At 62.5% G+C, this 571-nt stretch carries 1 pseudogene; it reads left to right on the top strand.

The features are described from left to right. Window positions 1-571, top strand: a pseudogene (locus CSC70_RS14255) (DUF4158 domain-containing protein); the annotation flags it as partial.

Here is a 571-nt window from a genome sequence, read left to right as displayed (position 1 = left end):
GAGTACACCCGGCAGCCTGCGCACCGCCTGACGCTGACGATCCTGCTCAAGACCTTCCAACGGCTGGGGTATTTCCCCGTGTTGGAGGACCGCCCGCCGGCGGTGATGCGCCATATCCGCAGCGCGCTGAAACTGCGCGTGCAGGTCAAGCCAACGAATCTTGCCAACGCCTCGCGCTAGCGCTACTACCGTCGGATCCGTCAATTCCTGCAGGTCCGGGCCTACAGCGACGGCGGGCTGAAGATTGCGGCACGCGCGGTATACGAAGCCGCTGCGGTGATGGATAACCCGGCAGACCTGATCAACGTAGCCATCGAACAGCTCGTGCGTGATCGCGTCGAGCTGCCGGCGTTCTCCACACTGGATCGCCTGACCCGGCGCATCCGCACGCTGGTCAACGGGCGCTATTTCGCTCAGATCGAGGCTCGACTGACCATCGATGAAAAACAGCGCCTGGAAGGCCTCCTGCAGGTCGAACAGGGGCGTCAGAAGAGCCCACTACATGCGATCAAGCGCCTGCCCAAGCGCTCTTCGTTGCAGCATTTCCAGGAGTTGATCGACCATATCGCCG

Origin of the sequence: Pseudoxanthomonas kalamensis DSM 18571 (genome assembly GCF_010211745.1) — a bacterium.
Taxonomy (GTDB): domain Bacteria; phylum Pseudomonadota; class Gammaproteobacteria; order Xanthomonadales; family Xanthomonadaceae; genus Pseudoxanthomonas_A; species Pseudoxanthomonas_A kalamensis.
This window is presented reverse-complemented; position numbering and strand designations above follow the sequence as displayed.